The following is a 23,520-nucleotide window of genomic DNA, read 5'->3' on the forward strand; positions in this document are numbered from 1 at the left end:
TTTCGTTAGATATTCACTAATTTATCACAAAACATATTCAAAATGCTCAAACAAATTCATCACACAGCAATAATTTGTTCAAATTATGAAAAATCAAAAGAGTTCTATACTTCCATTTTAGGATTAGAAATCATCCAAGAAATTTACAGAGCAGAAAGAAAATCATATAAATTAGACTTAGCTTTAAACGGAAAATATTGCATAGAACTTTTCTCATTTCCAAATCCCCCAAAAAGAGTTTCAAGACCAGAAGCAACAGGCTTACGCCATTTAGCTTTTGAAGTTGATAGACTAGAACCAATAATCGAAAATCTATTGAAACACAACATTGAAGCTGAAACCATTCGCATTGATGAGTTTACAGGGAAACGTTTTACCTTTATTACTGACCCAGATGCTTTACCAATTGAACTTTACGAAAAATAAAAATCACCCGAAAAGGGTGAAAGGCTATCAAAATAGAACTATTATTTTTGAAAAGTCAAATTAATAATTTTTAAACCAATGAAAACAAGCTATTTAAAAGCAATCGCTGCTTTAACCTTATTAGTATCTATTTCTTGTAGTGTGGACGAAAATGAGAAAAATGAAACAGTAAACAAAAACACTTTCAAAGTTGAAAACAATAAAAGATTAATCCTGAAAGATAGTTTAACTGAACAAAAGTAATCAAAATAGTACGTCATGTACTATTTTGATTTTTTTTAAAATACATACTAAAATAAGAACTACACAAGGTTAATCAACAATTTCCTAAAAATATTTGTCTAAAATATTCTCCGTCACAATTATTATATTTCATAAAACAAAATATATGAAATTCGTTAAAATGAAACGTTTTTCATAAGAAACACTATATATTAATACTCAAATCTTAGAGTGTTTTACAGAGTTTCCAATTCATTTTTAACCATAAAATAGATCTGATTTCAAAAAAACTACCTTTTCTTGCTCATCTTCATTTTAGATGAGTTAATTCATTAAATTATATTGAAATATAAAAATTTTATACATTATAGAATGTTTGTTGGTACCATTAATTTTGAAATTAAAAAAACAACAAAAACAATTCTATTTAACGAATATAATTCCATTTTCAAACGACAAACAATACACATACAGAATTATTTTCATTTTTTTAAAATTAATATTTATTTAACTATTTATTAATAGATTTTATTAGAATTTTTGTCAAATAAATATAAAAACATTAAAATTATGAAAACATTTTTTAAAACTATCACATTACCCGCAATCATAATGATTTCACTTTTATGCAGTTGCACCAATGAAAAATTAGAACTAGACACCCTTAATCAAGATCTTAACAACACATCTCAGGAAGTTGTCCCTAACAGCTACATTGTCCTATTAAAAGAAAACACAAGCCTACATGGGAAAACAAATTCAATTAGAGAAATATGTAGCCAAATATTAAAAAAACATGGAATACAAAACAACAATTTAGGCTTCATATATGATACTGCAATTCAAGGTTTCAGCATAAATAATATTGATTCAAATTCATTAGAAAAGCTAAAAAAAGACGCTCAAATACAAGAAATATCTCCAAATTATATTTTTCATTTGGATTATACCGAAGATAAAAAAGCAAAAGCTCCAGTTGCAAACAATGTAAACACGCAAAAAACCACTTACGGTTATTATGATAGCTTGGGAGATTATGTAGATTGGGGAGTTGCTCGATTAGGAGGATATACCTATTCAGTGGGTAAAACTGCTTGGATTATTGACAGTGGAGTTATTGCTACTAATGATTTAAATATCGATTATACTAGAAGTACTACCTTCATTGAAAATGATTGGACAGATCGTTCTGGACATGGAACGCATGTAGCAGGTATTATTGGAGCAAAACATAATGGATTTGGTACTGTTGGAATTGCTCCAGGAGCTACAATTGTAGCCATTAAAGTATTAGATAAAAATGGAAGTGGAACACAAGCATCAATTCTTGCAGGAATTAACTATGTAGCAAAAAATGCATCCTATGGAGATGTTTGGAATTACAGTATTGGCTTTTCAAGTAGAAATACAAGTATTGCTTATGAAACTGCAATCAAAAATTTAGCAAAAGTAACTTTCGGAGCTATGGCAGCAGGAAACAATAATGACGATGTGCAATATTACTCTCCACAACGCGCCTATATTACTGGTGCATGGGTTGTTGGAAATCATAATTATCTAGATAATGCAAACCCTGGTTCAAGTTATGGTGCAAACGTTCACATTTGGGGACCAGGAACAAGTATTTGGTCTATAGGAATTAACGGAAACACATTTGCCAATATGTCTGGAACTTCTATGGCATCTCCTTATGTTGCAGGAGTACTATTAATAAACAATGGTCGTTGCTATTCCGATGGACAAATTACAAAAGGTGGCTATACTGCTGGAATTGCAAAAAAATAATATACTAAAAACTAGGTAAACACACAACAAAATCTGTGCAGGTTTAAAATATTAGATTTATATTTAATATTTTAAACCTGCACAACTATTTTAAAAACGATCATCTTAAATTATAAAACTTACTATAAATTTCACAATTAGATACTAAATCTAAATACTCATTTGGATATTTAGACTTTAATTCTTGAAAAGAATTATGAATAATAGTATTGTACTCTGTTTCATAAAAGTAATAGGTACTATTCGTTTGTTTAAAAAACTCATGACAATTTTTTCTAGCATCGCATTTGTTCTTCATATACATACATAAAGCCTTAAACTCTTTGGTTTTAGCCAAATCATAGGCTCTACTATAATATTCTTTTGCTAAATTACATTCTTTATATTCATCTTCGTCTATCAATTTTGAATTGACTTCATTAGTTGACCAATAAATGCGTCTTAACATCCAAGAATTGCCGTGATACGAGATATTATAATAACAATTTGCAGCTAAAAAATAATGCATTTCACGATTTTTTTCAATAACCGAATTTCCTTTAGCAATGTGACTCATTAATTCTTTAACTACTGTTGCCTTTGTTAAATTTCTAGCATCTTTCTTATCATCAAAATTCATATATCCTTTAATCTTATAGAAAGGATTCTCATTAAATAAATAATTAGTATAATGTTCTTTTGACATTTTTGAAAAAGCATTATAAGCACTTTCTAACTGATTTTCCCTTATGTATTTAATACCTAATAAATCATAAATTTTATTCCTTTCTTTCTGCAACGGAAGTAATTTCCATTGATTAAATTCTGTCTTATTATTTCCTAATTCCAACTGAGCCACTAGCGATTTCATATCATTTAATGATAATTCAGAATCCATATACCCATACCAATCATAAAAATAATCATCGCTCAATGTAATTCTATCCTTTCTAGATTTCCAAAAGATATTAGCATCATAATCTTTTAAATGAGAAATTATTATTCCTGCATCAATAGCGTTTTTCAAGAATTCCAATTCTTTTGCAATAGCAAAAAGAAATCGATAATTGCCTTTTTTAGCTGCATTCATTAGCATTGGCTTAACTTCATCAACAATTATTGCCTCATTTTTTTTCTGATGAGCTGTTAAACAAAGTGCTTTAATTATCGCTAATTGTTCTTTTTCTGCTTCAACATTAGTTTTACTATCTTCTATTACTTTTAAAGCATTTGCATATTGTTTGTTAAGAAAAAAAAGATATGCTTTACTAACTTGCCAGAATGGTACATCTAGAACTTCTTTTTCATTAATACTTTTCACAAAATCTAAAACCTCACTCGCATAAGCTCTATCAACTTCAACTCTATTCAAAATTCTTGCAGTTGTATTATTTTCCCAATAATCTTCTCGCAAAACAGGAAGATACATGGTGTAACTTGGTGTTAAAATCCAGTCTTCTAGTTTATTAATTTCTCTGAGCAGTAAAAAATTCAATCCTTTATTATGCTTGTCTAGGTCGTATATTTTTTTAATATAATTTAAATTCCTATCTGTCTTTTTGAATGAATATAAAATATAGACATTCGCTTTTTCTTCATTAGTTTCGGCAAATTTTAACACTTCCTCTATTGGAATGTTTTTATTAAAATTCCATCTAATATCAAACTTGTTGTCTGTTCCTCTTGCGAATACTTGTGCTGCTAAAAAATTCATTTTTACATGATTTTTCTCAGCATTCATTCTGTAATAAAGCGCCCAATCATCAATAAAATCATCAGAAGTGTTTTTATTAAAATAAGTAGCATAAAGCTTCAAAATGTCTTCCTTTTGACCATTATACTCAAGTAATCTAAAAATCTGATACAAGTAACGTTTTTGAATGATTCGTTCTTTGCATTGTTTAATTTTCTCAAAAGCAATTTTAATTTTTTCACTCCTTCTTTTAGAATCAAGGTCCTGATTGTTTTCCCATAAATCATTACCGTTAGTTAATTCTTCAAGAGATTTTGCAAAAAGTAAATAATCTATTGCTTCTTTTTTCCCTTTTCTAAATAAATATTGAATGAATAAATTTTTACTTTTATCATTAAACTCATTTATTGGGACTTCAAAAACAGCTTTTTTAATCTCTGGAATTTGAATGGAAGCATTACAATATTTTTGCCACATTAAATCATTTTCTGTAACACTATCTATATTATACAAATAATCTCCTTGATAATAATAAGCATATGAATAATTATACATTCTATATTCGTCATAATTAAAATTTCCAGGATTAAAAACGCTAAAACGAATATCATCCCCATAAGGATAAAAATAGCACGCAAAAATACCCGTAAAACTATTGAGTAAAAGAAGTATAATAAGATGAAAGCGTTTCATAATTGAATTTTTCTAATTGTTTATGATCTAAATGAAATAATGTAACCGTGATTTTTTCGTCAAAAGCAACCCTATTTTTCAATAAAGAAATTGTTTCATTGAGCAACTTGCTATCTACATTTTCAAATTTTATTCTATCTCCTTGTCTATAATAATTTCTGTCAATAACAGTATCCTTAACAACTTCATACCATAGTTTGTCCTTTTTGATAGCTATTGACTCTATTTGTTTTTTATCTAAATTAATAAATCGTTCAAAAACATCATATTGATACAAATGTCCCCAAGAAAAAAGAGGCAACGCAACATCTAGATGAATTGGATATTTTTCATCGACACTTAAATAAGCTTCAAGTTCTTTCACGTCTAAAATAGAATTTTTAGTTTTATCTTTAAAAGGCTGAATGAGATTATAACACATTAATGTAACCTTTTCAACTGGAGGAATTCCCATTTTTGTTCTATATTTATATGGATATAAACGTAGCGTGCAACTTATAGGTAACTTTACTTTTTCTCCAAATGATTTTAAAAAATAGAAATAATTATCTTTCGATTTTAGTGTCCAATCACAATCTATCTGAATCTCAGACAAATCGGGATAATTTTCAAAACGCTCTTTGAAATATTTCTTAACAAGATGATTCACATTGTTAACTAAAGTATCAATTTGAGCTCTAGAACTTTTAATAAAAACTTCATTCTTAATAAAAACGGTTGGAATAATTGTCAATTCATTTTGTATTGTGTCTTTATACCAAGAATATTGATTAAACTTTGTTTTAGAAAACGGAATTACACCAAGTGTTTCATCAAACTTAACTTCAAAAAATTTCAAATAGACTTTTTTAACACCTAAAGTATCTATTATTTCGGCTTCTTTATTGTTAAATGCTGTATCTTCACTTTTCCAATAATAAAATGATTTTTCAACCTTATCTACTTCTTTAGCACATGACATAACTAGCAAAAAAAGTAAACCAATGACAACTATTTTCTTCATTTATAATTTGAATATATAATGTAACGTAAATTTGTCATAAAATTATATATTTTAAAATCTTTTTGAATACTAAAACAAAAAAAGGATGTAAAAACATCCTTTTCTAATAAAATATATTTTATTAACTCTTGACCAACCCTCTTAAAAAGAACAGCTTGTTTGCCTGTATCTATAATTAGCCAAAGTGCTATATGTGTCTGAATAGTTATTATCATATTGTGTATAATTTGTAGCATAATCATAATAATACACACTCGAATTTTGATAGCTAGTTGTTGAAACTGTACCTCCATTATACTTCATCTTATTCAACCAAGTAGTAATGGTTACTGGTTGATTAAACAATGACGGATCTATTACATTCCAAACGCCATTAACAGAAATCAATGGTGCTACATGATATCTCCATGCAATGCCACATACTCCTGTAGAAGAAGTATTTACTCTTAAATTTCCATAGGCAAAAATCTTATAACAGTCTTTATTAGAGCTATTCATGTGTTTTCTCATCATGTGCGCTCTAGCATAGCACCCGTCATTTGCATATTGAAATGGAATACATAAATTTTGATTGTTAATGGCACAACTTTTATTCTTCATGTTGTTAAAAAAATTCACTGCCTCTGTAGTTGTGAAACTATAACTAGATGCTTTTTGAGTAGCAACTTTTTTATTTAAATCCTCAATGGTTTTAAAAGGCGTCTCTTCATATTTTACTTTTGAATTCCAATCTCTTTCTTCTCCTTTTGTAATTTGAATTACAGAAATAATTCTTGCTGGTTCTTTTTCATCAAAATAAATTTTAATTGGAGTTCCGTTTGCAAGACTTTCATTAATATCCTTAAGATATGGACTATCATTCTCAATATAGGAAGCACCCGCTTTTACTCCACAATAAAAATAAGTTTTGGAATCAGAAACTTCACAATCACTACATTTTTTCACTAAACCAATGGTGTAATCAGTAGAAGTTTGTGGATTTACTTCTTGAGAATTTGTTTCTTGTTCTCCATTACAAGACCCTAGCATAATTGCAAAACCTAATAGTAAGGTTAGCTTTAAAAGATTTTTTTTCATGTTATTTATTTGTTTATTGGGTCGCAATTTAGAAAACAAAACCTATATCTAAATGGCAGATTTTCTGTAGTTTAATTTAAAATCAACACCTTATAACAAATAGATTTAGTTTTGTTACATTTATAACTGCGTTAGAGAGAGAAAAAAAGTTATTTTGAGGCTATTAAAAAAAGTTAACTATGAAACCAATTAAGAGATTTGCTTTTTATATCCTTTTAGGCATAATTTATTATTATTATTCTTTCTTGTTCCTCACTTTCCAAGCTATTTTTATCGATTTTCATCTAACATTGATTATTAGTTTTGGAACTCTCAATCTATTAGTTGCTTTCATATTTTTAAAATGGAATGTACACATCAACTGTATTACAGCATATCTAATTGCTGCTATTAGTTCTGTTCTAGTTGAATTTGTAGTTCATTTATTAATTACCAAACTAAACCTATTTCCTAGTTCTGATCCTTATGGAATATTTACAGCAATGCTAACCAATGCAATAAGTTTACTATTTTTATGGGAAATTGCTTATCAACTAAAAATTAAATTCAAAAAACAAAAAACAAGTCCAAAAATGAATTAGAGAGACATTACAACACTATACCTAATCTTAAAATTGAAATGCTTACTTTTGCACTTTTATAATAAAAGTCAAAAAAAAATAATGCAAAAAGTACTCAATCTTTTCGATTTTAAACAAAAAGTAGATTACAAAACCGAAATATTAGCAGGTTTAACCGTGGCAATGACCATGATTCCTGAATCTTTATCCTTTGCCATTTTAGCTGGCTTTCCTCCTCTTGTTGGTTTATATGGAGCATTCATTATGGGAATAATAACAGCTATTTTTGGTGGAAGACCGGGTTTAATTTCTGGAGGTGCGGGTGCAACGGTAATTGTTTTAATTGCATTAATGAACTCTCACGGATTAGAATATGTATTTGGAGCTGTAGCTATGGCTGGTGTAATTCAAATTATAGTGGGCCTACTCAAATTGGGTAAATTTATTCGTTTAGTACCGCAACCTGTAATGTTTGGTTTTGTTAACGGTCTTGCTGTTATTATTTTTATGTCGCAATTAGAACAATTCAAAACTAAAATTAACGGACAAGCAGAATGGCTTACTGGTACTCCTTTTTTAATCATGGCTGGATTAGTGGCATTAACTATTGCTATTATTTTAATTTTACCAAAAATCACAAAAGCAATTCCTGCTTCTTTAGTCTCTATTATTATTGTTTTTGCAATTGTTCTCCTTTTTAATATAGAAACCAAGCAAGTGGTTGATATTGCAAAGGTTAGTGGCGATCTACCTCCTTTTCATATCCCTCAAATTCCTTTCACTTTTGAAACCTTAAAAATTATTTTACCGTATGGTCTAATAATGGCTGCTGTAGGTTTAACAGAAGGTTTATTAACTTTAAATTTAGTAGATGAAATTACTGGAACAAAAGGAAACAGTAATAGAGAATGTGTTGCACAAGGAACAGCAAATATTGCTAACGGATTTTTCTACGGAATGGGTGGTTGCCCAATGATTGCACAAACTTTAGTGAACCTATCATCTGGTTCTAGAGCTCGATTATCGGGTATTGTTGCAGCTTTAACTATTTTAGCTATCATCTTAGTTGGAGCACCCGTTATTGAATTATTACCAATGGCCGCACTCACTGGAGTTATGATTATGGTTGCTATTGGGACTTTTGAATGGGCTAGTTTTAAAGCATTTACCAAAATGCCAAAGCATGATATTTTTGTAATGCTAATTGTAACGTTGATTACGATATTCCTGCATAATTTAGCCTTGGCTGTTTTAATTGGTGTTATTATTTCTGCATTAGTGTTTGCATGGGAAAGTGCAAAACGTATTCGTGCTAGAAAATACATAGATGAAAATGGTGTGAAACATTATGAATTATTCGGACCATTATTCTTTGGTTCTACCACCGCTTTTGGAGAAAAATTCGATGTACAGAATGACCCCACTGAAGTCATAATCGATTTTGCGGAAAGTAGAATTACCGATATGAGTGCTATTGATGCGGTTAATAAAATCACCGAACGCTATGCAGCAGTCGGTAAAAAAGTACATTTAAAACATTTGAGTAATGATTGTGTAGAGCTATTAAAAAATGCCGAAGCAATTATCGATGTAAACATTATGGAAGACCCTACCTATAAAGTAATGCCTGGTAAGGTATAAGCTTTTTTTAAACTTTATAGAATCTTTTTCATCTTGTACGAAACAATTTCTACAATTCCTATATTGTTGAAGAATGTAACAAAACCGTTATTTTTCATACCAATAGATAAAACAACAAACATATGAATTGGATTCTTTCTGTTTTTATCCTAATCGTCTTGCTGTACATCATTAATCGTAGAAGGATTATTAAAAATAATCGCCAACGATTTAAATATATAAAAGACAGTTGGGGCAAACAAAAAGAAATAGAAAGCTTTAGTTTTTCTTTAATTAGTCGATATTTTAAAAACAATACACACAAAGAAAAAGCATTTCATCTCATTAGCGATAAAATTGAAAATGATTTAGATTTAAATACTGTTTTTACATTTATAGACCGAACCACGTCTAAAGTAGGGCAACAATATCTGTATTATAAACTAAGAACAATTCAAAGCTTACAAAAGTTGAAGGACTTTGATCGTTTGGTTAATTTATTCACCAATAACACAAACTTCAGAATACAGTGTCAGTTTCATCTACTAAAATTGAACAACTACAATGCCTACGATTTGGAATGTTTAATTAATGATGAGAAAATAGAGAAACCATCCTATTTAAAATATGTTTATCTCTTTGCCATATTGAATATTTCTTTAATCCTATTGGGTTTAATTTTTCCTCTATTATATCTTTTTATTATTCCTGTTTTTTGTGTTAACCTCTTTTTTCATTATCAAAACAAAAACAATATAAATTATCATTTAAACGGAATCGATCAACTTTCTATTGCTTTAAAAGTGAGTAAAGAATTATTCAAAAACGAATTAATTAGAACTCATTTTAAAGACACATTTACAGCAAAAATTGAAACTATAAAATTGAAAACTGAATTTATACGTTTTGAAAAAAATGTAGATAACGAGTTTGTTTTTATCCTATGGTTTCCTCTAGAACTCATAAAAATACTTTTTAATATAGAAACCATTATTTTTTATAAGTTTATTGATGCCATTCAACACGAAAAAGACAGTATTGATAAAATGTATCAATTCATTGGAGAAGTTGATTGTGCAATTTCTACAGTATCGCTAAAAACAGAAAATCAAACATTTTGCACACCCGAATTTACTACAGAAAAAGCAATTATCGTAGAAGCAATACGTCACCCATTAATTAAAAATTGCATAACAAACGACTTATCTTTAGTTGATAATAGTTTACTCATTTCGGGTTCAAACATGTCTGGAAAAACTACTTTTATTAGAACAATTGCAATAAATAGTATTCTAGCGCAAACCTTAAACATTTGTTTTGCACAACGTTTTAGCGCACCCTTTTTAAAACTTTTCTCTTCTTTAAGAGTATCCGATGATTTATCTGAAAACACTAGCTATTACTTACAAGAAGTACTAAATATAAAGGAATTTATAGACTTATCGAAAGAAGGCACTACTTCTCTATTCTTATTAGATGAAATTTTTAAAGGAACTAACACCACCGAAAGAATTGCAGGTGCAAAAGCGATATTAAAATACCTAAACAAAGGAAATAATATAGTAATCGCAGCAACACACGATTTAGAACTTAATGACTTATTAGCAAACCAAAACTTTAGCATTCATCACTTTAGTGAAACTATTGAACACAATACCTTATTTTTTGATCATAAACTTAAAAAAGGAAAACCAACTACAAGAAATGCAATTAAAATATTAGCGTTATATAATTATCCGAAAGAAATAATTGAAGAAGCCAATAAGACAGTTACTAATATGGAGAAATTAAATTAATCTACTGGTTGTCATTCGTATTTACAAACCTTTTATTCAGTAACAAACAGTTTTGAACTGCAATGCTAAATCAAAAAAAATTAACCCTAAAGAAAGACGATAATAATAAAATCTAAGATATTCAGTCTTGATTTCAAAGGCTATTTCTTTCAATTATAATAAGCTTATTTACAAGCTACTTTATATATTTAAAAATTTATTCATTTAAAAAAGTAATAGCTATTTAGCCTAAGAATTAGCTCTATTTTTAGTAATATTGCACAACAAATAAACAAACTTCAAACAAATGAAAGGAAATCAATTAACTATCACATTGGTTTTAGTTCTCTTATTATTAATTCAAAGCTTCAAAAACGCTGAAAACATTACAGATTATTACAAACCAGACCAACATCATTCAAAAATTATTTTAAGATCAACTGGAGTGGCAGCCAATGGCTTAGGAGACCGTACTGGTAGTCCTTTAAGTAGCGGAATTACTTGTTCTCAATGTCATAGTGGAGGAGCTTTTTCTCCAAGCATTACGCTATCCATAACCAACAATAATGGAGCAACTGTGACTAGTTATACACCCGGTGAAGAATACAATTTACTGTTTACAATAACTAATACCAATGGCAATCCTTTAGGATATGGAATGCAGGCAACTGCTTTGCAAAATGGAAATGCAGCTGCAGGAACATTTTCTACTCCTTCTCCAAATGCGCAAATAAGCACTTTTAATAGTAGAAGCTATTTTGAACATATTTCTATGAGTACAACTCCCACTTTTACTTCTAAATGGACAGCACCTGCAAACAACTCTGGACCAGTTACTTTCTATTTTACAGGAAATGCTGTAAACGATAACGGAAGTCCTAATGGAGATTCGCCAACAGCTGCTGCATCTTTGGTTTTAAATGAAACTTTGTCTATTACTGATTTCGATTTTAAAAATAACATTAAATTAGTACAGAACCCTATGAAAGAGGCTTTGAAAATTAATTTCACAGAAAGCTATCTAAATATAGAATTACAACTTTTTGATATTTTTGGAAAATTAGTTCTTACAAAGAAATATGAAAACACTAACACCATAAATGAAAATCTTTCTTTAAAAACAGGAATATATTTCATTAAACTACAAAATGAAAACAACCAAAAAGCTACGCTTAAATTAGTTAAAGAATAGCTTTACGTCTCAAATACTATTATTTTATTCAAAATAGAAACCTTCTTAAACGGAAGGTTTTTTTGTATCCAATGCAATGTCTCTTCTTGATAGATAAAAACATGTGTTAAATCATTCTTATAATACCAATTTTCAAAAGGAACTTGATTTTTAAAAAGTTTGGTTTTGCAATACAATTTCCCGTAGGGTAGTAACATTGAATGAAGCAATTCAAATTCTTTCAAAGGGCTATGAAAATGCTCCATTACTTCGCAACAAGAAATATAATTGTACTTTTGCATTAACCTTTCGGGTACATTCTCAAAAAAAACATCATAATTTTCAACTTGATAGCCTTTCTCTTGAAGCAATTTAGCGATTACTGGTCCTGTTCCCGAACCAAAGTCTAAACCTTTATCATTAGGAGAAAAATCTTTTAGAATTTCATTGACTATAGGAGCTACAAAATTTTGGTATCCCAAATCATTCACATCGTTATTATGCTGCTCATAATGCATTTTCTCTGTTAAAGCATTAAAAAAAGTATGCCTAGGCCTAAAAATACCTTGGCAAGTATTGCATTTATAAAATAAATGATTAGGCTTTTCACAAAAAAGCGTTGAATCGGAATGGCATAATAGACAAGCTTCAGTCCTCATATAATCTTATTTTTATTAAACATTAAATAAATCCTATAAGGTATTTCAATGAAAGAAAAGATTAGATTTAACATAAAAGGAATAGTTATTACAAATCCTAATATTGATTTATTACAATTTAGCAAACGCAATAATCTATACAAATTATGTGTAAAAAAGGCAATTGGATAATTGAAATAAGCAACTTGCGTTTTAAATTGAAGAAAATGAAACCAAAACAAAGCATTCAAAAAGACTAACAATGCTAAAGTAAATTTATTTCGAAATATGAAACATAGAAACATTAAATAAAGATAAACATTTCTCAAAGCAATCAAACAAAGAAATTGTCCATTATTATAACACAATCCAAAATTCACAAATAAAGATATAATTAATACAATAATTGTAAAATATGTTATTAAAACCGAAATGTGCTTCACAAAAAAAAATTAATTGGTTTAGACCTAATTTAAAGGGCAACATTATCTTCAATTCGAATATTTTTTTTTACGGAATGTAAACTGGAAATCCATAAAAAAATATCGAGAACACTTCTTTAAAAATTAAACACTTCCTCGATACACTTTGTACTCGAAGTGGTGGTAAACTGATGAATCATATTACTAAAAAACTTATCTCCTATTGTTCTCATTTCGAAAAGTGAATTTTGGATTTGTTTTCGCATCTTCTTCTTCCTTTTTTACAACTTGTCGCGCTACTTCAATTTTATATTTTTTTCCTTTAATTTTTTGATCCCTAATTTTATTTAATACTTCTTTCACTTTTGCAAAACGAACTGCAACAAAAGAAATAAAATCTTTCACCTCAATCAAACCAATATCATCTTTAGCCAATCCTCCTTTTTGGGTAAGAAAGCCAACAATATCTACTTTGTTCAACTTATTCTTTTTCCCACCACTAATATAAAGCGTTTGAAAAACAGGCGATTTAGGTAACGATTTTGCCATAGAAACATCAATTCTGCGTTTCCCATAATCAAAATAATCTGCTTTCTTCTCTGTTTCATGAATAATCACATAGGCAGTTCCTGTTGCCAACATTCTTGCAGTACGTCCATTTCTATGAATAAACTCCTCTTCCTTTGCTGGCAGATGGTAATGAATAACATGATTCATTTCTGGAATATCCAAACCACGCGCACCTAAATCTGTAGTAATTAAATAGGAAACGCTTCCATTTCTAAACTGAATTAGTGCACGCTCTCTTTCATCTTGATCCAAACCACCATGATAGAACGTAGAAAGTACTCCTTTTGCTAACAACATATCATAGATGCGTTCCACTGCTTCTCTATGATTACAAAAAACAATAGCCGATTCTGAATTTAAAGAACAAATTAATTGAAAAAGCGATTCTAATTTATCTTTCGACTTAGAAAAAACAATACGTGTTTCTAAATTGGTATTTTGTTTTTTTTCATTGATAAAATCAACAACAGTTGGGTCTATAACTTTGGTATATTTGGGTATTTCAACACCAGCAGTTGCCGAAACCAAAACACGTTTATTCAATTTTGTAAGTTTTCCAATAATATAGGACATTTCTTCATGAAAACCCAATTGCAATGATTTATCGAACTCGTCTAAAACTAATGTTTTCACATTTACAACATCAAAACTACCTCTATCCAAATGATCTGCAATTCTTCCTGGTGTTCCTATTAATAAAGCTGGTGGGTTGCTCAAATTATTAATTTCAACATCTATTGAATGCCCTCCATAACACATATTCACTTTATAATGCGTGCCCATTTTTTTCCAAACTTGCTCAATTTGCAACCCAAGTTCGCGAGAAGGTACTAAAATTACAGCTTGCACTCCTTTCACTTCTTCGTTTAATAATTGAAAAATGGGTAATAAAAAAGCTAATGTTTTCCCTGAACCTGTTGGAGAAAGTAATAAAACATTGTCGTCATTCAAAATAGCATTTTGAGCTACTTCTTGCATTTTGTTTAATCTTTGAATATCAAGATTCAAAAGCACATTATTGGAAAGTGGATTTCTATTCATTTGGCAAAGATAGGTTTTGATTTAGGAAATCCGAATTTTGACCTTCAATTAATTATATAAATTCATTTTTTAGTACATTTGAGAAAACTATTCTATCATGAAACTCTTCCTGTATTGCTTGTTATTTTCTTCTTTTCTCTTTTCGCAAAATAAAGAGTTAAAATTAATAGAATCTAAAGAAGAATGCCAAGAACCAATTGGATACACTGATGGAATTAACCAAAGAATTATTTCTTCAAAAACAGTAAATGACACATTATCTATGGAGATTCAATATATAGAAAATTGTGGCAATGGAGCTATTATTAATTATGCTATAAAAAAAGATACTATCTTATTCAACTTTAATCATGATTTCTCAAAAAATGAGTTTGCTAGTTGCAACTGTGTTTTTATTAATAAATTAAAAATTTTAGACCCTAAAATCACTAACCCAGTTGTCAAAATTAATTCTTGGTTAGGCAAACGCGAACTGAAATTATCCAACAACTATTATTTACCTGCAAAATATGTGATAAGAGAAAAAGATACTTTGGTAGTTTTTGACGATCAAGGTTATTATTATCAAAGATACTATTATGATTCCGGAAGTATTAAGATATTATGGATAAAAAAAAATGCATATTCAGAAAGAATTCTATACTATGAAAACGGAATGATAAAATCGATCCGCCAAAATATACCCGATTTTGACCATTACATTCTTCAAGAATTTGATATTACAGGAAGGCTTATTAAATTTGAAAATACTATTGATAAAAGTTCCATATATCCGACTCAAGAGCAACAAGAAAAAGGAGCTGTCTCAATTATTTCAAAAGATAAAAATTTAAAAGTAAAGTAAAATACCCTTAAATTATTACTTTAATAAATTGCAGAAAAAACGTAACTATACTAGCATAAAAGGCTGAAAAACCAGTTGACATTTTAAGTCATTTAAAAAAAAAAACTACATCATGAAACCAATTATAATCGTTCAATTAATCCGTTTATCATTTCCTATTATAATCATTAGCATTCTTTTTAAAATTATGCATTGGCCATATGGTGAAATAGTATTGACAACTGGATTAGGAATTATTGTACTTCTCTACCCTGTTCGTTTCTATCTAAAAAAAGAAAAAAGACTTATAGATTATGTAAAACTTCTCGTTGCTTTCTTTATGCCCTTAAACATCTATCTCAAACTATTACATCTACCATCGCACTATATCCTACCCATTATTAGTAGTACAAGTTTTTTGCTATACCTACTTCTTGAATTATATGATAACTATTTGAATAGAAAATCTTCAAAAGAATTAACTGTTTTCCCTTTTGGAATATTAAGTAGCATCATCGCAATACTATTACTTGGTGTTTTTTATAGAATATCTAGCATTGCAAATGCAACTCCAATTTTAATTACTGGTTTTGTTTTGTTGTTTTTATATTTCATTGTAGATACTTTTAAAATAAACAAATAAGACCATCCTAATCTTTTCTAATACACCCATTTTATTTTCAATAAAAATTAGAAGCAATTCATAAAAATAATTCAACATAAAAGCCAAAATATCGTTTTTTAGTGTAACTTTAATAAAACATTAACCATTTACCGAGTAACAAAATATTTTTTAAACTTTATCCCATTAAATAGTATGCGTTTACCAATTACACTAACTCTGTTGTTTTCTGTTTATTGTTTTTCCCAAAATTTAAAAACACCTTTTGAAAATGGTAATGGAAATCAATCAACAACCTATGAAGATTGTATTGCTTATTATGAAACTTTGGCTCAAAAATTCAATACAATTCAAATAGATGAAATGGGTTTAACCGATAGTGGTGAACCTTTGCGCATGGTTACTTTCTCTCAAAACACTAATTTTGATTATTATCAAAACAAAGCCATCATTTTAATTAATAACGGAATTCATCCGGGAGAACCCGACGGTATCGATGCAACCATGATGCTTTTTCGCGATTTGGCAACTGCTAAAATAAAAGTACCAAAAAACACTATTATTGTTACCATTCCTATTTATAATATTGGAGGAAGTCTTAATAGAAATTCCAATTCTAGAGCTAATCAAAATGGTCCAGAAGCCTATGGTTTTAGAGGAAATGCTCGCAATTATGATTTGAATCGCGATTTCATAAAATCGGATACTAAAAATTCGAAAAGTTTTCAAGAAATTTTTCACCTCATAAATCCAGATATGTTTATAGACAATCATGTTTCTAATGGTGCCGATTATCAATATACTTTTACTTGCATTGCAACAGACTATCAACGTTTGGGTGGAAAGTTGGGTGAGTTCTACAAAAATGAAATGCATCCAAGCATCATGAAAGATCTAAAAGCAAAGAAAATTGATAATGTTCCCTATGTAAATATTCATGGTGAAAAACCCGACAATGGTTTTGCACAGTTTATGGATTCTCCTAGATATGCAACAGGATATACTACTTTGTTCAACACACTAGGTTCTGTGCCCGAAACACACATGTTAAAGCCTTTTAAAGACAGGGTTCAAGTGACTTATGAATACATGATAAGCACAATTAATTATGTTGATGCTAATTTTCAAAAAATTAAAAAATTAAAAACCGACAATCTTAACAGCTATAAAGTGGGCATGAAATATCCTTTGCAATGGGAAATAGATTCGTCTAAAGTTTCTAAAATGGAGTTTAAAGGCTATAAAGGAGCCTACAAACCTAGTGATGTGTCTGGAAAAGAACGACTATATTATGACAAAAAACAACCCTTCACTAAAAACATTCCTTTCTATAATGACTACAAAGCCACAAAAGAAATAATCATTCCAAGCTATTATGTAGTCCCAAAATCGCAATGGCAAATCATCGATTTACTACGACTAAATGCTATTGAAATGAAAACAATCCATAAAGATTCTGTAATTAATGTAGAAAGCTACAAAATAGACGCCTATGAAACCACAAAATATCCTTATGAAGGACACTATGCACACTATAACACCAAAGTTTCAAAAACAACAGAAAGTATTACTTTTAGAAAAGGAGATTTTTTAATTAAAACACAGCAAAAAGGCATAAAATATTTACTTGAAACCCTAGAACCCGAAGCGGTTGACAGTTATTTTAATTGGAACTTTTTCGATGCCATTCTTCAACAAAAAGAATACTTCTCTGCCTATGTTTTTGAAGATTTAGCCAAAGAAATTTTAGACAAAAACCCAAAGTTAAAATCTGAATTAGAAACGAAAAAACAAACAGACAAAACCTTTGCCGAAAATGGAGCAGCACAATTAGACTGGGTCTATAAAAATTCTGTCTATTATGAAAAAGCACATTTACAATATCCTGTTTATAGGATTAAATAACTCACCTAAATTACTATTGTCAATATAAAGTAATATTCTAACAATAAAAAAGCGTTTGGAACTACATTTCTAAACGCTTTTTCTATTTAGCTGCTCTTTCAATTCTTTAATCTCTTCTTCTAATTTAGCAATATACTTTCTTTGACTTTCAAGTAAATGATCTGGTATAGAATATATATGATTCGTTCCTAAGTAAGTTCCTTTAGAATTGTCTCTAAAAACAAAAAAATTAGCATCTTCATTTTCATAAATTTCTTCAATTGCCACATCCAAAAAAGAAGCAATTTTCTCCCATTCATTAGTATGAATCTTTATTTGTCCTTTCTCTCTACGGTTATAGTTAGATACATCCATACACAGATACTCTGCCATTTGTTGTTGCGAAAAACCTTTTCTTTTTCTCGATTCTATTAATTTTGTTTTTTCCATATTCTAAAATCTAATATTGCGAAAATACGCAAAATAATCGCAATATGAATCTTCCCTTTTTTAAAAAATAGTAACGACATTCGTCATAGAAATAATAAGAAAGATATAAAAACTAGAAACAACCTTAAACTTTAACAATTTTTACATATTTTCTGTATTTAACAAAGTAAAGGTTTTACTTACATTTGTAATCTTACTTATCTAAATATAAAGTAAATACAATTTTAACAATAATGAAAAATACAATTATCATCATAGTACTAAGTTCATTATTTTTTTCATGTAAAAGTGTTTACACAAGAATAGGAGACAAAGAAGCGAATTACATTCCATATTATTTGAAAGTGTATGAAGCTGATAGTCTATATATAGTTAAAGATTATGAGAAGTCTTTTAAAATATTAGATAGTCTTTTTAAAAGATATGAACCCATAAACACTTATATCTATTATGAAGTTATTAACTATATGAAATTAAAAGTAATATTGAATAAGAGAATTTCAAGAAAAGAAACTGAAAATTGGATTCTCAATTACGGAGTTACACTTTCTAGATTAGAAAATGATTCTATTTTAAATTTATATTATTCTAAGAATGAAAAACTGAAAAAGGATTATCCAAAGTTAAGAGAAAAATTTATGAGTAGTCTTCAATTAGATTTAAGGGACGAAATAGTCAAAATGATTGAACTAGACCAGTTCTACAGAAAAAAAGATTACCAAGCAAATATCGATAAGCAAGAAGAAATAGATACAAAAAATGCAAAACGATACATAGAAATATTTAACCAATATGGTTATCCAAGTGCAAGGGTTATTGGAGATTTTTCTATTGATAAACGTATCATTAATGAAGATATAATATTGTTACATACAAATGATGAAGAACGAATTAATTATTTCTTACCCAAAATATTAGAATACATAAAAAAAGGGGAAGCTAAACCAGTTACTTATGCAAGAATGTATGATCAATATAATTTATATAATGGAGAAGAACAATATTATGGTTCTTATACTAATAAGGTTGATGTACCAATAACAGAGTTAAATAAAAGAAGAAAAAACATTGGTTTACCTAATTATGGTTATGAAAAATGGAGATTTAAAAAATTATTTCCTGAGGAAGAATATTAATTAAATATATTAATATGAAAAAATTAAAATCCCCTTTTAGTTGTAAAGATGAAGGTCTTAGCTTGACAGAAATAGAAAAATAAATGATGTATATAATAATTTTAAAATAAACGCAATATGAATCTTCCCTTTTTTAAAAAATAGCAACGACATTCGTCATAGAAATAATAAGAAAGATATAAAAACTAGAAACAACCCTAAACTTTAACAATTTTTACAGATTTTCTGTATTTAACAAAGAAAAGGTTTTACTTACATTCGTAATCTTACTTATCTAAATATGAAGGAAATACAATTTTAACAATAATGAAAAATACAATTATAATCGTAGTACTAAGTTTTTTATTTTTTTCATGCAAAAGTGCTTATACAAGAATAGGAGACAAAAAAGCGAATTACATTCCATATTATTTGAAAGTGTATGAAGCTGACAGTTTATTTTTAACTAATAATTACCAACGTTCTTATGAAATATTAGATAGTTTATTTAAAAAATACGAACCAATAAATATTGAAGGAAGTTATGAATATGGTAACTATTTAGCTTCAGCGCTAATGACAAACAATACAAAAAACCTGAAGTCTAAAATAGTATATTCTTACAACGAATTTGGAGACATTTTTATATTTCATAAAGAAGCACTTGATTTCAAAAAGCAACTTAAAGAAAAAAGTCAATTAACTGCTATCGAGATTGATTCTTTAAAAAAGAAATTTAAAAATAAGCTAAAAATATCTTTAAGGACAGAGATTGAAAACATGATAATTGAAGATCAACAAGCACGAATAGATAGAGATGACAATGCTATGAAAGAATTAAGTAAGAAACATAAAGCACAATTAGAAAAACTATTTTTAACACATGGATATCCAAATTTTAAAATGTTAGGCTCTGACAATTTATTTGATAATTCTGCTGAAATTGATGTATTGTTAGTACACCAAGACAGAAAATTTCATGAAAAACATTTACCTTTTTTACTTGAAAACTTAAAAAAAGGAAAAATGACACCCTCGTCTTATGCTTTTGTTTTTGATAGGTATTTTTGGAATAAATCAATTGAAACAGAAAATAAACCACAGCAATATTATGGCACATATATAAATATAACTACTGGAGAAACTGATTTAGAGTTAGCCAATACTTCTAAAATTGATTCAATAAGAAAATCAATTGGATTACCAAATTTATATTATCCTTATTGGAGGTACAAATACGAATATTAATTTTAAATTTTACATAAATGAAAACACTTAAATCATTAAATTCTTTTGAGAGAGAAGAATCTTCTTTAACAAGAAAACAAATGCAATCCGTTATGGGAGGTAGTGAACAAACACAAATGAGAGAGACTTGTGTTAATAATGTTGAAGACTCTGAAGTAAGAGGGCGAAAAGATGCAGGAGATTGTTGGACAGCATGGGGATCATGGGTCAGATCTTCCTGTACTGTTAAGCAATTAGTAGATAAAACTTGTTAAATCAATTACAAGATGCTTGATTAATTCAAGCATCTTTTTTTATAAAATATGATTTTAATATTATCAGAGCAAGGGGATATTTCCACCACACATGTAATAGAGTGGTTAGATTTTTTTAATAAAAAATGGATACGTATTAATTTACAAGATGAGATTTCTTTAAATTTTATTGGCAATGAAATAATTTTTACATTAGAGAATAATATTGTTTTTAAATTATCCGAAATAAAAAGTTATTGGTATAGAAGAGGATACTTTTCAATAAAAAACGACTATTTCTCTAAAATCGACGAATTTAATAGTTATTTAACTATAGAATTAAATAAAATAATGCAATTCATTCATTTTAAATTAAAAAGAATAAAAAACATTAACAGTATTGAATTTTCAGATGTAAATAAACTAATAGTTAACACAATTGCAAGAGATTTAAACATAAAAACACCTCAAGATTTTATTTTTTCAGAAAACACGAATTTAATTAATTTAGTTTCTAAATCTAAAAATATATTTATAACAAAACCAATAGGAGCCGGTTCAATAAATATTTTTGAAGATTTTTCAATTTACAACTTCTCTACTCTACTTGATTACAACAAAATCGAAAATATAAACTTTTTCCCCTCATTAGTTCAAAATTATATTCAAAAAAAATATGAATTAAGAATATTTTATTTACACGGAGCATTTTATTCAATGGCAATTTTTTCTCAATTAGATGATAAAACATCTATCGATTTTAGAAATTACAATAGAGAAAGACCAAATAGAACAGTACCTTACACCCTTCCTAACAAAATCTCAAAAAAATTAGATGCACTGATGAAACAAATTAATATTAATTGTGGTTCTATTGACATGATTGTCACCCCAAAAGATGAATTTGTTTTTTTAGAAGTAAACCCTGTAGGACAGTTCGGGATGACTTCATACCCTTGCAATTATAATTTAGAAAAAAAAATAGCTGAATATTTATAAAAAATGAAAAAAGATAAAATATTAATATATATCGAAGAAAACAAAGAAAAGCTTCCATTATCATTTAATGACATTGAAATCAAAGATTTTAACGATTATAAAGAAACATATAAAGCTGTATCTTCAGAAAAATATAAAGATGCAGATTATGGTATTTTAAGTTTTTATAAAAACATAACGCGCTTTTAATTGATGAAGAATAACGATTACTTTAAAATATTTGCTAATTGCTTGGTAGTAAATGGAATTTCAAGAAGTTTAATAATTGATATTCAAAGACAATATTATACTACAATACCAGATACAATGTCGGAGGTTATAAGCTTATTCAAAAATAAAAATTCTATTAAACAAGTTTATGAAATATACGGAAATGAAAATATTGCAATAATAAATTAATATATTGATTTTTTAATAGAGAAAGAATTTGGATTTATCTGTACTAATCAAGAATTTAGTTTATTTCCAGAATTAAACTTGAAATTTGATATAGCATCACATTTAACAAATATTATTATTGAGCTATCTGAAATTACAATATCAAAACTTAATGAAATAGTCATTAGTTTGGATAAGTTGTCCTGTAAATATGTTCAATTTGTTTGTTATAATGACTTAGAAATTGATAAATTTAAAAAAATACTTAAAATTATCTCTAAAAGTAATTTTAGATCCGTCGAATTAGTTTTAAAATTTTCTGATAATCTTTTTGGTTTTATCAAAGAAAACTATAAAAGTAACCCTCATATAGTTTCAATAATTTTTCACGGTTGTGCAGATAATGTCGAAATAAAAAAAGTAAATAATTTCTCATTTAGGGTTAAATACTTAAATTACACAATAAACAACTTTAGTCATTGTGGCAAAGTAGATAAAAACGATTTTTATGTTAATAAAGAAAAAGTATTAGAATCCCTCAACCACAACTCCTGCTTAAACCGTAAAATCTCCATAGATAAAGACGGAAACATTAAAAACTGCCCCTCTATGGTGCAAAGTTTTGGCAACATTAAAGACACCACATTAGAAGAAGCCTTGCAGCACAAGGATTTTAAAAAATACTGGAATATTACCAAAGACCAAATAGAGGTTTGCAAAGATTGTGAATTCCGTCATGTGTGCACCGATTGCCGTGCCTATATTGAAGACCCAGAAAACCAATATTCCAAACCTTTAAAATGTGGCTACAGTCCCTATACCAACGAATGGGAAGAATGGAGCACTAACCCTCTGAAACAAAAAGCAATCGAATATTATGGTATGCAGGAGTTGGTGAAGGTATAAGTGTTTGTTATTATTTTTTCATGAAACTCCTAATAAATGCTTCCAGCATAACAAGTTTGGGTGTTTTAATAATTAGTGAGTAATGAGGTAAATTATTAATTTATTGAGTAAATAGGTACGTAGATTTTGCAGATTCACGCAGATTTTCTAGATAAATTTGCTATTAGTTTTTTTTATAACTCTATAT

General features: G+C 28.3%; 23 protein-coding genes. 17 read left to right on the top strand and 6 right to left on the bottom strand.

Annotated elements, in window-relative coordinates:
• Nucleotides 1-42: 42 nt before the first annotated feature.
• The 3 genes from gloA2 (at nt 43) to ACZ49Z_RS19650 (ending at nt 2,433) form a co-directional block, all read left to right on the top strand.
• Nucleotides 43-426, top strand: coding sequence for an SMU1112c/YaeR family gloxylase I-like metalloprotein (gloA2, locus tag ACZ49Z_RS19640; RefSeq protein WP_464305991.1), 384 nt, complete (start codon nt 43-45; stop codon nt 424-426).
• A gap of 78 nt (nt 427-504) precedes the next feature.
• Entirely contained in the window at nt 505-669 is a 165-nt protein-coding gene (locus ACZ49Z_RS19645; protein WP_464305992.1) for a hypothetical protein, read from the top strand.
• 549 nt (nt 670-1,218) lie between these two features.
• On the top strand, nt 1,219-2,433 hold the full coding sequence (locus tag ACZ49Z_RS19650) for a S8 family serine peptidase (protein WP_464305993.1): 1,215 nt from the start codon (nt 1,219-1,221) through the stop codon (nt 2,431-2,433).
• A gap of 100 nt (nt 2,434-2,533) precedes the next feature.
• On the opposite strand, the gene ACZ49Z_RS19655 is transcribed toward ACZ49Z_RS19650, so the two are convergent.
• From ACZ49Z_RS19655 to ACZ49Z_RS19665, 3 genes are all read right to left on the bottom strand, one after another.
• A complete protein-coding gene (locus tag ACZ49Z_RS19655; protein WP_464305994.1) occupies nt 2,534-4,798 on the bottom strand; it encodes a hypothetical protein in 2,265 nt (754 codons plus the stop codon).
• Entirely contained in the window at nt 4,758-5,801 is a 1,044-nt protein-coding gene (locus ACZ49Z_RS19660; protein WP_464305995.1) for a hypothetical protein, read from the bottom strand. The genes ACZ49Z_RS19655 and ACZ49Z_RS19660 overlap by 41 nt, the downstream gene beginning before the upstream one ends.
• Nucleotides 5,802-5,942: 141 nt before the next feature.
• Complete coding sequence (locus tag ACZ49Z_RS19665) at nt 5,943-6,878, bottom strand: protein-glutamine glutaminase family protein (protein WP_464305996.1); 936 nt, start codon at nt 6,876-6,878, stop codon at nt 5,943-5,945.
• 179 nt (nt 6,879-7,057) lie between these two features.
• On the opposite strand from ACZ49Z_RS19665, the gene ACZ49Z_RS19670 reads away from it, so the two are divergent.
• The 4 genes from ACZ49Z_RS19670 (at nt 7,058) to ACZ49Z_RS19685 (ending at nt 12,025) form a co-directional block, all read left to right on the top strand.
• Entirely contained in the window at nt 7,058-7,459 is a 402-nt protein-coding gene (locus tag ACZ49Z_RS19670; protein ID WP_464305997.1) for a hypothetical protein, read from the top strand.
• Nucleotides 7,460-7,540: 81 nt separating this feature from the next.
• On the top strand, nt 7,541-9,079 hold the full coding sequence (locus tag ACZ49Z_RS19675) for a SulP family inorganic anion transporter (RefSeq protein ID WP_464305998.1): 1,539 nt from the start codon (nt 7,541-7,543) through the stop codon (nt 9,077-9,079).
• Between the two features lie 122 nt (nt 9,080-9,201).
• Nucleotides 9,202-10,854, top strand: a complete 1,653-nt coding sequence (locus tag ACZ49Z_RS19680; RefSeq protein WP_464305999.1) for a MutS-related protein — start codon at nt 9,202-9,204, stop codon at nt 10,852-10,854.
• Nucleotides 10,855-11,140: 286 nt separating this feature from the next.
• Nucleotides 11,141-12,025: a choice-of-anchor V domain-containing protein gene (locus ACZ49Z_RS19685; protein ID WP_464306000.1), complete on the top strand. Its 885-nt coding sequence runs from the start codon at nt 11,141-11,143 to the stop codon at nt 12,023-12,025.
• A 2-nt stretch (nt 12,026-12,027) separates the two neighbouring features.
• Here ACZ49Z_RS19685 and ACZ49Z_RS19690 read toward each other — a convergent pair whose 3' ends face one another.
• Together ACZ49Z_RS19690 and ACZ49Z_RS19695 are read right to left on the bottom strand one after the other, a co-directional pair.
• Entirely contained in the window at nt 12,028-12,663 is a 636-nt protein-coding gene (locus ACZ49Z_RS19690) for a class I SAM-dependent methyltransferase (RefSeq protein ID WP_464306001.1), read from the bottom strand.
• 614 nt (nt 12,664-13,277) lie between these two features.
• The gene (locus ACZ49Z_RS19695) at nt 13,278-14,675 is read right to left on the bottom strand and encodes a DEAD/DEAH box helicase (protein WP_464306002.1); all 1,398 of its coding nucleotides are present in this window, start codon (nt 14,673-14,675) and stop codon (nt 13,278-13,280) included.
• Between the two features lie 97 nt (nt 14,676-14,772).
• On the opposite strand from ACZ49Z_RS19695, the gene ACZ49Z_RS19700 reads away from it, so the two are divergent.
• From ACZ49Z_RS19700 to ACZ49Z_RS19710, 3 genes are all read left to right on the top strand, one after another.
• Entirely contained in the window at nt 14,773-15,519 is a 747-nt protein-coding gene (locus ACZ49Z_RS19700) for a hypothetical protein (RefSeq protein ID WP_464306003.1), read from the top strand.
• Nucleotides 15,520-15,631: 112 nt separating this feature from the next.
• Nucleotides 15,632-16,141: a GldL-related protein gene (locus ACZ49Z_RS19705; RefSeq protein WP_464306004.1), complete on the top strand. Its 510-nt coding sequence runs from the start codon at nt 15,632-15,634 to the stop codon at nt 16,139-16,141.
• Nucleotides 16,142-16,315: 174 nt separating this feature from the next.
• Nucleotides 16,316-18,025 (top strand): M14 family metallopeptidase, encoded by a 1,710-nt coding sequence (locus tag ACZ49Z_RS19710; protein ID WP_464306005.1) that lies wholly within the window; start codon nt 16,316-16,318, stop codon nt 18,023-18,025.
• 69 nt (nt 18,026-18,094) lie between these two features.
• Here the strand turns inward: ACZ49Z_RS19710 and ACZ49Z_RS19715 are convergent, their stop codons facing one another.
• Nucleotides 18,095-18,454 carry a helix-turn-helix transcriptional regulator gene (locus tag ACZ49Z_RS19715; protein ID WP_464306006.1) on the bottom strand — a complete coding sequence of 120 codons (360 nt, stop codon included), beginning with the start codon at nt 18,452-18,454 and terminating at the stop codon, nt 18,095-18,097.
• A 233-nt stretch (nt 18,455-18,687) separates the two neighbouring features.
• Between ACZ49Z_RS19715 and ACZ49Z_RS19720 the strand changes: the two genes are divergently transcribed.
• From ACZ49Z_RS19720 to gwsS, 7 genes are all read left to right on the top strand, one after another.
• The gene (locus tag ACZ49Z_RS19720; protein ID WP_464306007.1) at nt 18,688-19,590 is read left to right on the top strand and encodes a hypothetical protein; all 903 of its coding nucleotides are present in this window, start codon (nt 18,688-18,690) and stop codon (nt 19,588-19,590) included.
• Nucleotides 19,591-19,896: 306 nt separating this feature from the next.
• Entirely contained in the window at nt 19,897-20,817 is a 921-nt protein-coding gene (locus ACZ49Z_RS19725) for a hypothetical protein (protein ID WP_464306008.1), read from the top strand.
• A 17-nt stretch (nt 20,818-20,834) separates the two neighbouring features.
• Nucleotides 20,835-21,071: a hypothetical protein gene (locus ACZ49Z_RS19730; RefSeq protein WP_464306009.1), complete on the top strand. Its 237-nt coding sequence runs from the start codon at nt 20,835-20,837 to the stop codon at nt 21,069-21,071.
• A 48-nt stretch (nt 21,072-21,119) separates the two neighbouring features.
• Nucleotides 21,120-22,049: a grasp-with-spasm system ATP-grasp peptide maturase gene (gwsG, locus tag ACZ49Z_RS19735; RefSeq protein WP_464306010.1), complete on the top strand. Its 930-nt coding sequence runs from the start codon at nt 21,120-21,122 to the stop codon at nt 22,047-22,049.
• 3 nt (nt 22,050-22,052) lie between these two features.
• Nucleotides 22,053-22,238: a hypothetical protein gene (locus ACZ49Z_RS19740; RefSeq protein WP_464306011.1), complete on the top strand. Its 186-nt coding sequence runs from the start codon at nt 22,053-22,055 to the stop codon at nt 22,236-22,238.
• Nucleotides 22,239-22,241: 3 nt separating this feature from the next.
• On the top strand, nt 22,242-22,448 hold the full coding sequence (locus ACZ49Z_RS19745) for a hypothetical protein (RefSeq protein WP_464306012.1): 207 nt from the start codon (nt 22,242-22,244) through the stop codon (nt 22,446-22,448).
• Between the two features lie 3 nt (nt 22,449-22,451).
• Nucleotides 22,452-23,333, top strand: a complete 882-nt coding sequence (gene gwsS / locus ACZ49Z_RS19750) for a grasp-with-spasm system SPASM domain peptide maturase (RefSeq protein WP_464308083.1) — start codon at nt 22,452-22,454, stop codon at nt 23,331-23,333.
• Nucleotides 23,334-23,520 lie beyond the last annotated feature (187 nt).

This window comes from Flavobacterium sp. KY-23415 (genome assembly GCF_055384985.1).

What these genes read in the sequence shown, in the direction of transcription:
- ACZ49Z_RS19745 (WP_464306012.1), top strand. Translation starts at nt 22,242, where the DNA reads ATGAAGAATAACGATTACTTTAAAATATTTGCTAATTGCTTGGTAGTA.
- ACZ49Z_RS19650 (WP_464305993.1), top strand. Translation starts at nt 1,219, where the DNA reads ATGAAAACATTTTTTAAAACTATCACATTACCCGCAATCATAATGATT.
- ACZ49Z_RS19705 (WP_464306004.1), top strand. Translation starts at nt 15,632, where the DNA reads ATGAAACCAATTATAATCGTTCAATTAATCCGTTTATCATTTCCTATT.
- ACZ49Z_RS19655 (WP_464305994.1), bottom strand. Translation starts at nt 4,798, where the DNA reads ATGAAACGCTTTCATCTTATTATACTTCTTTTACTCAATAGTTTTACG.
- ACZ49Z_RS19730 (WP_464306009.1), top strand. Translation starts at nt 20,835, where the DNA reads ATGAAAACACTTAAATCATTAAATTCTTTTGAGAGAGAAGAATCTTCT.
- gwsG (WP_464306010.1), top strand. Translation starts at nt 21,120, where the DNA reads ATGATTTTAATATTATCAGAGCAAGGGGATATTTCCACCACACATGTA.
- ACZ49Z_RS19690 (WP_464306001.1), bottom strand. Translation starts at nt 12,663, where the DNA reads ATGAGGACTGAAGCTTGTCTATTATGCCATTCCGATTCAACGCTTTTT.
- ACZ49Z_RS19645 (WP_464305992.1), top strand. Translation starts at nt 505, where the DNA reads ATGAAAACAAGCTATTTAAAAGCAATCGCTGCTTTAACCTTATTAGTA.
- ACZ49Z_RS19675 (WP_464305998.1), top strand. Translation starts at nt 7,541, where the DNA reads ATGCAAAAAGTACTCAATCTTTTCGATTTTAAACAAAAAGTAGATTAC.
- ACZ49Z_RS19660 (WP_464305995.1), bottom strand. Translation starts at nt 5,801, where the DNA reads ATGAAGAAAATAGTTGTCATTGGTTTACTTTTTTTGCTAGTTATGTCA.
- ACZ49Z_RS19725 (WP_464306008.1), top strand. Translation starts at nt 19,897, where the DNA reads ATGAAAAATACAATTATAATCGTAGTACTAAGTTTTTTATTTTTTTCA.
- ACZ49Z_RS19715 (WP_464306006.1), bottom strand. Translation starts at nt 18,454, where the DNA reads ATGGAAAAAACAAAATTAATAGAATCGAGAAAAAGAAAAGGTTTTTCG.
- ACZ49Z_RS19740 (WP_464306011.1), top strand. Translation starts at nt 22,053, where the DNA reads ATGAAAAAAGATAAAATATTAATATATATCGAAGAAAACAAAGAAAAG.
- ACZ49Z_RS19680 (WP_464305999.1), top strand. Translation starts at nt 9,202, where the DNA reads ATGAATTGGATTCTTTCTGTTTTTATCCTAATCGTCTTGCTGTACATC.
- ACZ49Z_RS19665 (WP_464305996.1), bottom strand. Translation starts at nt 6,878, where the DNA reads ATGAAAAAAAATCTTTTAAAGCTAACCTTACTATTAGGTTTTGCAATT.
- gloA2 (WP_464305991.1), top strand. Translation starts at nt 43, where the DNA reads ATGCTCAAACAAATTCATCACACAGCAATAATTTGTTCAAATTATGAA.
- ACZ49Z_RS19695 (WP_464306002.1), bottom strand. Translation starts at nt 14,675, where the DNA reads ATGAATAGAAATCCACTTTCCAATAATGTGCTTTTGAATCTTGATATT.
- ACZ49Z_RS19685 (WP_464306000.1), top strand. Translation starts at nt 11,141, where the DNA reads ATGAAAGGAAATCAATTAACTATCACATTGGTTTTAGTTCTCTTATTA.
- ACZ49Z_RS19670 (WP_464305997.1), top strand. Translation starts at nt 7,058, where the DNA reads ATGAAACCAATTAAGAGATTTGCTTTTTATATCCTTTTAGGCATAATT.
- ACZ49Z_RS19720 (WP_464306007.1), top strand. Translation starts at nt 18,688, where the DNA reads ATGAAAAATACAATTATCATCATAGTACTAAGTTCATTATTTTTTTCA.
- ACZ49Z_RS19710 (WP_464306005.1), top strand. Translation starts at nt 16,316, where the DNA reads ATGCGTTTACCAATTACACTAACTCTGTTGTTTTCTGTTTATTGTTTT.
- ACZ49Z_RS19700 (WP_464306003.1), top strand. Translation starts at nt 14,773, where the DNA reads ATGAAACTCTTCCTGTATTGCTTGTTATTTTCTTCTTTTCTCTTTTCG.